Annotated in this window: 7 protein-coding genes; 5 read left to right on the plus strand and 2 right to left on the minus strand. The window is 39.4% G+C overall.

What is annotated here, in order from left to right:
- The first annotated feature begins 240 nt into the window (after positions 1 to 240).
- Positions 241 to 867: a DUF3786 domain-containing protein gene (locus NCY57_RS16055; RefSeq protein ID WP_173739516.1), complete on the plus strand. Its 627-nt coding sequence runs from the start codon at positions 241 to 243 to the stop codon at positions 865 to 867.
- Here the strand turns inward: NCY57_RS16055 and NCY57_RS16060 are convergent.
- Positions 789 to 1436 carry a TetR/AcrR family transcriptional regulator gene (locus NCY57_RS16060; RefSeq protein WP_059085498.1) on the minus strand — a complete coding sequence of 216 codons (648 nt, stop codon included), beginning with the start codon at positions 1434 to 1436 and terminating at the stop codon, positions 789 to 791. The genes NCY57_RS16055 and NCY57_RS16060 overlap by 79 nt on opposite strands.
- 168 nt (positions 1437 to 1604) lie before the next feature.
- Here NCY57_RS16060 and NCY57_RS16065 point away from each other — a divergent pair, with 168 nt between their 5' ends.
- From NCY57_RS16065 to NCY57_RS16075, 3 genes are all read left to right on the plus strand, one after another.
- Entirely contained in the window at positions 1605 to 2375 is a 771-nt protein-coding gene (locus tag NCY57_RS16065) for an ATP-binding protein (protein WP_092070354.1), read from the plus strand.
- Between the two features lie 85 nt (positions 2376 to 2460).
- Positions 2461 to 3393 (plus strand): AAA family ATPase, encoded by a 933-nt coding sequence (locus tag NCY57_RS16070; RefSeq protein WP_015524504.1) that lies wholly within the window; start codon positions 2461 to 2463, stop codon positions 3391 to 3393.
- A gap of 6 nt (positions 3394 to 3399) precedes the next feature.
- Entirely contained in the window at positions 3400 to 5217 is a 1818-nt protein-coding gene (locus NCY57_RS16075; protein ID WP_173739515.1) for a cobaltochelatase CobT-related protein, read from the plus strand.
- Between the two features lie 93 nt (positions 5218 to 5310).
- Here NCY57_RS16075 and NCY57_RS16080 read toward each other — a convergent pair whose 3' ends face one another.
- Complete coding sequence (locus tag NCY57_RS16080) at positions 5311 to 6876, minus strand: transposase (RefSeq protein WP_173739514.1); 1566 nt, start codon at positions 6874 to 6876, stop codon at positions 5311 to 5313.
- A gap of 188 nt (positions 6877 to 7064) precedes the next feature.
- Here NCY57_RS16080 and NCY57_RS16085 point away from each other — a divergent pair, with 188 nt between their 5' ends.
- Entirely contained in the window at positions 7065 to 7688 is a 624-nt protein-coding gene (locus tag NCY57_RS16085) for a site-specific integrase (protein ID WP_118753215.1), read from the plus strand.
- Positions 7689 to 8200 lie beyond the last annotated feature (512 nt).

Below are 8200 nucleotides of genomic sequence, written 5' to 3' on the forward strand. Positions count from 1 at the left end.
ATAATATAATTACAACTATAATGAAATTTAAAGGAAAAGTCAACACAGTAATGAAACTTACGGAGGAGTGTATAATATGCTGATCGTAGACAAATCTATGAAACTATGACTGAGGTAATGAGTTTTGTCTAGGAATGGATAAAAGAGAATCCGGACAAAGTTAGGTTTATGAGAATACTAAAATCCTTGTATAAACATTGATTATTACATGATACTATAAATGTTCACAAAGGAGAGCTTATGGAATACAAAAATCAAACAGAAAATCGTGCATTTCAGGAAATGTTGCAGGCAGCAGTAAAACGGCTGCAAAATCGTTCCGGAGAGGATCTTGCTGCAAAAAGTGGGGCTGTTTTTCATAGCAGTCGAAATGTGCTTGAAGTACTGAGTTTTTATGAAACGATTGAAATTCAACTCCCTGAGTTTCGTATTAACTCAAACATGGACGAATGGCATTATCTGACATTGCTGCATTATCTGGATATGGCCGATGGAACAGAAGTTTCACAGAAGCTCATTACTTTTGGTAACCTGAAAGATGGATTGATTCGAGGAACCAAGTTTGACCGGACTGCAGAGCAGAAACTGGAAAAGCTTTTGCAGGATAAAGAGCCTGAGAAAATTCAGAAAGCATGTAAAAACCTGGGTGCAGAATTCACAGAGACAAAGGCGGATTTGTGTGCTGTTTTTCCAGTCCTGCCAAGATATCCGGTAACTTTAAAGATATGGTTTGCAGATGAAGAATTTCCTGCATCTGGCAAAATATTTCTTCAGGATCATGCCGATCATTATCTGAGTGTAGAAGATGCGGTAACAGTTGGAGAAATTTTGCTGCAAAAATTATCGGAAGCATTTTCTTCCCTCTGATCATGGATCAGAAAACTTTCCAGTCCGGCTTTGATAAATTTGTCAATTGTTGTCTGAATCTGTTTCCAGTCATTACAGTGATTGCGTAGCATCAGTCTGTTGATGGAAAGGCAGCCATTCATTTGAAAATAAAAAACCGATTCTGCCTGCTCAAAGGTCAGGAGGCTGTGTGACATAAGCCAGGTCACATAGCCTTCTTTTGTATTTTCTGCTAATTTTTCCAGAAGAATGGGGGCAATTGCATCATCCAGAAACAGTGCCCTGTATTGTGATTCCATCTGTATTTTCTGACAGAACGGATAAGAACAGCTTTTTTGATTTAGACAGAATAAATGATCTACAGTTGTTAACATATCCTGAGTCATATCATTAAAAATATCTGATAATACATCATGGATATCGTAGTAATGAAGATAAAAAGTGCCACGGTTGATTTCAGCATTTTTGCAGATCTCTGTAACTGTAATTTTTGTAAAACTTTTCTGCTTTAACAATTCTAAGAACGTATCTTTTATGGTTTGCCTGGTATAGCGGGTACGGCGATCTTGTTTTCTCGTTTTTTCTGACATTATATACTCCTGTATGAATTGATATCATATGATTCCTCAACAATTTTTCTGATGTGTTGAGTAGCCATACAAATCTCACAGATTGATTATTGTAATTTATATAGTAACAACTATAATGAGATTTAAAGAAAAAGTCAACAGATTGTTCAGAATTTTAGGAGGAAAAACATGGGACATGTAATTGCTGTATCAGGAAAAGGCGGTGTAGGGAAAACAACCCTTTGTGGATTGTTGATTCAATATTTATGTGAAAATGGAAAACATCCGGTTTTAGCTGTAGATGCAGATGCAAATGCGAATTTGAATGAAGTGCTCGGCGTTGAACCGGAGATTACACTCGGAGAACTGAGAGAAGAGATTGAACGTGCAGGAGTTGATCCACGGTATCAGATTCCGACAGGAATAACAAAACAGGCTTATCTGGAAATGCGTCTCTCCGATGCAATTGCAGAAGAAGATGATTATGATTTGATGGTAATGGGGCGAACCCAGGGACAGGGTTGCTATTGTTTTGTAAATGGTCTTGTGCAGACCCAGGTTCAGAAACTGCAAAGCCATTATCCATATATTGTGGTTGATAACGAAGCAGGTATGGAACATATCAGCAGAGGAATCCTGCCAATGATGGAAGTTGCGATTCTTGTAAGTGACTGTTCCAGAAGAGGTGTTCAGGCGGCCGGACGTATTGCAAAGCTGATGAAGGAGTTAAACTTTAAACCACAGAAAACCGGATTGATCGTGAATCGTGTTCCAGATGGAAAACTGGATGCCGGAACTCTGGAAGAAATCCGAAATCAGGGACTGGAACTGTTAGGGGTTGTACCACATGATGACCAGGTATATCAGTATGACTGTGCTGGAAAGCCGATCATACGGCTTCCGAAAGATTCTCCTGTAAGAAGTGCACTGGGAGAAATTGTAAAGAAGTTAGGATTGTGAGTTGGAGGATTGAAAGTTTGAAGATTGAGTAAACAGAAATATTATCTGATTTGGTATAACCAATTGCAAAGAAAGGAAAATCCTCATGAGAAATCATTGGACAGAAATAGAAAAATATTTAGAAGACCAGAAGATAGCGCAGGAACTGATTGGAGAACTGAGAGATTTTCACATGCGTTATGAGGTAAAGGATCAGGTAAAGGAACGGGTAGAAAAACCGGATATCCTATTTTATGGGAAAAAGATTCTGGAAATGTCAATAGCAGCGCTTCTTCAGGGAGATAACCTGTTACTTTCCGGTGCGAAAGCTACAGGAAAAAATGTACTATGTGAGACACTGGCATGGATATTCGGAAGACCGGAATACGACATTTCTTTTCATGTAAATACAGACAGTGCCGATCTGATTGGAACGGATACCTTTATAAATAATGAGGTTCGCCTTCGGAAAGGCCCCATCTACCAATGCGCGGAATTTGGAGGATTTGGAATCCTGGACGAAATCAATATGGCAAAAAATGATGCGGTTTCTGTATTGCATGCCACACTGGATCATCGGCGCAGAATCGATATTCCAGGATATAACAGGATTTTACTTCATCCGGCAACACGATTTATCGGCACGATGAATTATGGTTACGCAGGTACCAGAGAGCTAAATGAAGCATTGGTTTCAAGATTTATGGTAATTGATATGCCTGAAATGGATGAGGATAGTGTCCTTTTTGTATTAAGACAACATTTTCCAGATGGGAAAAAAAGTGCACTGAAAGCCTTTGCAGGACTGTTTCTGGATTTGCAGATCAAAGCTTATCATGGAGAAATCTCAACAAAATCTCTTGACCTGAGAGGATTGGTTTCTGCTGTAAAAGCAACAAGAAGCGGACTTTCTCCAATTGATGCAATCCAGATGGGGATCATAAATAAAAGTTTTGATGTATTTGAAAAAGAGATCGTAGAAGATGTGGTTTCTACCAGAATCCCATCTTCCTGGACCGGAAAAGATATATGGGGGTAAGCTTGTATGGAGGATGTCAGATGGCCGGCGGAACAACTGGAAGAACATCGTCTGGAGATCAGCAATCGTATCAGAAATCTTTTTTGGACAGTCAGTGGTGATTATGATATGGAATTTGAACCGGATACAGAAAAATATGTTTATTCAAAACAAACGGTTCTGTATGAGGCAGTGAAGCAGGGTGCCTTTGCACGATATTTTGATCAGAAGAAACTTGGCATGTATTTGATGAAAAAATTACATTTTTCTGCTGGAGAAGATATGCTTTTGCCTCTTGCCGGATTATGCATGGATGTTGCAGTGAATCGGTTTACCATTCGAGAACGTTTGGGAACAAAGGAAATCAGAGAACAGGCGTTCAGAGAATTGGAAAAGGCCGAGGAAGAGCAGGTATCAGACAAAGCTGGAACAGACCTGATTCACAGGATTAGGCTTCTGTATATAAGGCATGTTCTGGAGAACACAGACGATGAGGGAATGGATCCACAGGCAGAGCTTGCATTGTACAAGATTCTTTCTTTGAAGGATGCGGAAAATACGGAAGAGGTCATAAACGTGATAGATGAGATTTATAATCATGTTCTGGATCCCTCTTTTGAAAAAAGGAATGGAAATCTGGAGAAGATTCTGAATTTACCGGATATGGCATTGGCCAATGATGCGTGGCAGGAATGCATGACGGATGAACAGATGGAGGACATCATTCAAAAATATCTTTCTAATCTCAAAAAAAAGATGATGAGTCTGGATATCAGAAACAAAAAGAAAAAAAGATCTTATTTTTCTCCGGAAAAAGAAGAAGTTCCGGAAAGCCCGGAGAATATAAATCCACAGGCAGTGCGACGGATACGGGAATATGTGGAACTGAATTACGGAAAATCGTATCTAAGTGAATCGGAGCAGGCCAGAGTCAACCGGAAATTTTGTACAGGAATCCACAAAAACTGTATCCTGTATCTTACAGATGGAATTTTACAGAACCCTGTGATAAAAAATAATCAATACCGTTTTTCTCAGCTGCAGTTTGAAAAAAATAAAGCCTATTATGGAAATAATCACTGGATCATCAAAAGAAATATTTCTGAGTTGGCAGAGTCACTGAAACGGGCATTTATAATCCGAAAGGATGATTTTGTCAGCAAATCTGATGCAGGGCAGCTTGTTCCTGAGAGGTTATGGAAAATTGGAAGAACAGACGATGACAAGTTATTTAATAGAAAAAAGAGATCAGAAGATTCTGAGTTTGTAATAGACGTTCTGATTGATTCCAGTGGTTCCCAAGCTGGCAGACAGGCTCAGGTAGCGGCGCAGGGATATATTATCAGTGAAGCATTAAGCCAGGCAGGAATTCCTCATCGGGTGACAGGATACTGTGCTTTCTGGGGATATACAGTACTTCAGAGATTTCGGGATTATGAAGATCCAAGGGAAACAAATGAAAGAATCTTTCAATTTCGGGCGTATGCCAATAACAGAGATGGGCTTGCACTGAAAACCGTTTGTTCCTCTCTCATGGAGCGACCGGAAAAAAATAAGATTTTAATCGTATTAAGTGATGGAAAACCATGTGATATGAGCATACAACGACCAGGAACCCGCCAGCCCAAGATCTATGACGGAGAAGGAGCTGTGAAAGATACTGCATATGAGGTGCGCCGAGCCAGAAATCAGGGAATTTTCGTAATTGGTATTTTTGTAGGGAATGAAGAAGAACTCTCCGTGGAAAAGAGAATCTATGGAAAAGATTTTGCCTATATTCGTAATATCAGCAATTTTTCCCGTATGGTAGGAACTTTTTTGCGAAGACAAATTGATATGGAATGAAAATGGAGGAATCACTATGGGTAAAATTGGATTTGCCAATTGCCAGGATGTAAGAAATCAGAAAAAGATACGGGAATTAGATTGTCCACGTTGTCATGAACTGGGAGGTATTGAAGCCTTTGTGAAAGACGGGATACTTGCAGAGGATGGAGTATGTGATAACTGCGGATATATTCTTCCAGAAGGAACAGAACTGGAGGAAGTGGAGTAAGAAGCATTTAAGGAGCATAAAAAAGATGTTTTGCGTATTGCTTCGGAACTTATGCTTGAAAAGATTGTTTTTACTTTATGCAGGATACCTGCACAGGCATTATAGGACTGCTCTTCATGTTTTGATGATTTAAGGAGTCTGTCAATCAGTTCTGACATCGCAGGACCAATGGCAGAAGCCCAGCGGCGGTAATAATTACCATCCGTTGAATTGACTTCTTTGTAATAAAGGTGTTCTGGCGGCATATGTTCATCTACCGTGATATACAGCGGAAACTCTCTATAAGACCGCTTATGTGTACAGATCAGCCGATTATACTGATTACAGATTCTGATCTCTGAAGCGGTTGCCTTCAGGATTGCAGGTTTGCCACAGTAAGAGTACAATACGGAGTAGTAGTGGCCGTCATACTCGATGTGGTAGTTGTTGGGAACTTTTAGGACCGCTTTATAGTTGCAAGCCGTGTAACATCCGCCTGGCAGTGGTTTCATACATGGTTTGTCATACTTTTCGAAAGCATCCTGTCTTGAGAAATCCTTGCCTTGAAAAGATCGTTTATTGAGGACTGCTACTATTTTTTTGATTTCAGCATTCAGGTCTTCAAATGATACATATATCTTTTCTTTCAGTTTCTCAACCAGGTGTATTTCAAGATAACGTACATGATTTTCAACTGTAGGCTTGCCTTTCGGCTTTCTAGCGGGTGGTGGAAGAACTATAGTTTCATAGAAATCTTCCAGATCTGCAAATGTAGACTGCAGGATAAGTTCATCCTTTGTGTGCTTGGTTACAGCAGTTCGCAGGTTATCGGGCACAAAGTATTTCGTAACAGCACTATAAAATGAAACAGCATGGGCACAGCCTTCTATAAAACATGGGAGCTTCTCATTTGGAAAAGCTTCTGCATAGATCAGACTGCTGACTCCAAGAGTGGTCGCAAAGATATGGACTTTTTTGATCTCGCCCGTTTCGGTATCTGTTAACAGTTCCGGCTGATCACCGACCCAGTCGATATACATCTTTTCACCCGGGATTCGGTTTACGGCCATTGATACCTTCTGGCCACCATAGTTTTCTGCTATGAATCGGTTGAAGTATTCGTAAAACTGTGACTTCTCATAACCATCAGGATTCTTTTCTTTATAATCCAGCCAACAGAACGAAATGTTCATGTGGCTCCCTAGTGCATGGATTCTGTCATAGTAATACTGGAAATCTGGAAGTGGGACATTTTTCCTCTGTAGATTTTTCTGCGGATAGAAAAGGTTCTCAACTTCATTAGGTGCCATCATTCGGAGTTCCTCGATTGGGATTCCGTTGGCATGGTATCGGCTCATGATCAGATTTAATGTACCTGAGCCAATCTTGTAACGTTCCATAACGGACCTGGTCTGGCATCCATTCAAACGCATCTGGATGGAGCCGATAATCGTGTTGTAGTCTTGCATAGTTATGCCTCCTTTCGCAATCATTTGATGACTACGAAAGAACTATAGCACGTTGAAAACTTATTGATCAGCTGAAGCGGAAACGCGTTCAGTTACATCCGGAAAGACTGATCAGCTCTTATCGGAATGCGTGGTCAGATGAGCCGGAATTTGCAAATGATACACATTATTCAAAATATTATGATGGCATGTATGTTTTATTTAAGACAGGGATGCGTATTTCAGAATTTACAGGTTTGACGCTATCAGATCTGGATATGAAGAACAGAACCATCAATATCGATCATCAGTTACAGAAGAAAGGAACACTGGTTTATATTGATACTACTAAAACGTATGCAGGAAAAAGAGTGATTCCTATGACGGATGGTGTGTATGAGGCATTTAAAAATATTTTAGCGGCAAGACCTAAATTTAAAGTTGAACCGATGATTGATGGATATTCTGGTTTCCTCTGGTTTGACAAAGATGGAAAACCGATGGTGGCCATGCACTGGGAGAAGTATTTTAAGCATGCAGTGGATAGATATAATAGTATTTATCGAGTGCAGCTTCCGAAGATTACTCTTCATGTGTGTCGACATACTTACTGTAGCAATATGGCGAAGTCTGGTATGAATCCGAAAGTGCTTCAGTATTTGATGGGGCATAGCGATATATCGGTAACTTTGAATACTTATACACATTTGAAATTGGATGATGCGAAGGAAGAAATGGAAAAGCTGGCCAAGGCACAGGAAGCAACAATGGCAGTAGAAAGAGCTGAAGGAAAGTCGGATTTACACAGTTTGAGGGGACGCAAACGTGCATAAATAAAGGATTTGTGGCATAGTGCCACATATATTTTTTCAGTGTAATCTGCCATGGACAATAGTCAAATGCCGGAAAATCTGAAACTGTGTAAAACGGGTTTTTGAGGGTGATTTTACACAGTTGATGGGAAAAGAGCACCAAAATACGCTGTGAAAAGCCGAAAAAAGAAAAATATTTTGAAATGTGAAAATGACGGAAAGCCGCATAAAACCTAGATAAAATCAAAATTGACCGAGATATGACAGGAGGAAAAAATAGTGATAAGAGTGTTATTCATCTGCCACGGCAACATTTAAAGTATGGCGAGAAAGACTTGATTTTGTAGGATTTTCTAGATAGAAACAAATAATTTACACCTTATTTATACCTTTGGAAGACCGAATCGGAATAATTAAAAAAGTTGTCATAATTCAATTGGTCAAAAAATAATACTACACTCAAAATCAATTAAAGAATCAATCGTAAAAAAATACGATTGATTCTTTAATTGATTTTGCATATAATATAATTA

Source organism: Blautia sp. MB18-30, assembly GCF_023669475.1.
GTDB lineage: Bacteria > Bacillota > Clostridia > Lachnospirales > Lachnospiraceae > Blautia_A > Blautia_A fusiformis.

Excerpts from the sequence above, each read along its gene's own strand:
- NCY57_RS16085 (WP_118753215.1), top strand. The coding sequence starts at position 7,065 with ATGTATGTTTTATTTAAGACAGGGATGCGTATTTCAGAATTTACAGGT.
- NCY57_RS16060 (WP_059085498.1), bottom strand. The coding sequence starts at position 1,436 with ATGTCAGAAAAAACGAGAAAACAAGATCGCCGTACCCGCTATACCAGG.
- NCY57_RS16075 (WP_173739515.1), top strand. The coding sequence starts at position 3,400 with ATGGAGGATGTCAGATGGCCGGCGGAACAACTGGAAGAACATCGTCTG.
- NCY57_RS16070 (WP_015524504.1), top strand. The coding sequence starts at position 2,461 with ATGAGAAATCATTGGACAGAAATAGAAAAATATTTAGAAGACCAGAAG.
- NCY57_RS16055 (WP_173739516.1), top strand. The coding sequence starts at position 241 with ATGGAATACAAAAATCAAACAGAAAATCGTGCATTTCAGGAAATGTTG.
- NCY57_RS16080 (WP_173739514.1), bottom strand. The coding sequence starts at position 6,876 with ATGCAAGACTACAACACGATTATCGGCTCCATCCAGATGCGTTTGAAT.
- NCY57_RS16065 (WP_092070354.1), top strand. The coding sequence starts at position 1,605 with ATGGGACATGTAATTGCTGTATCAGGAAAAGGCGGTGTAGGGAAAACA.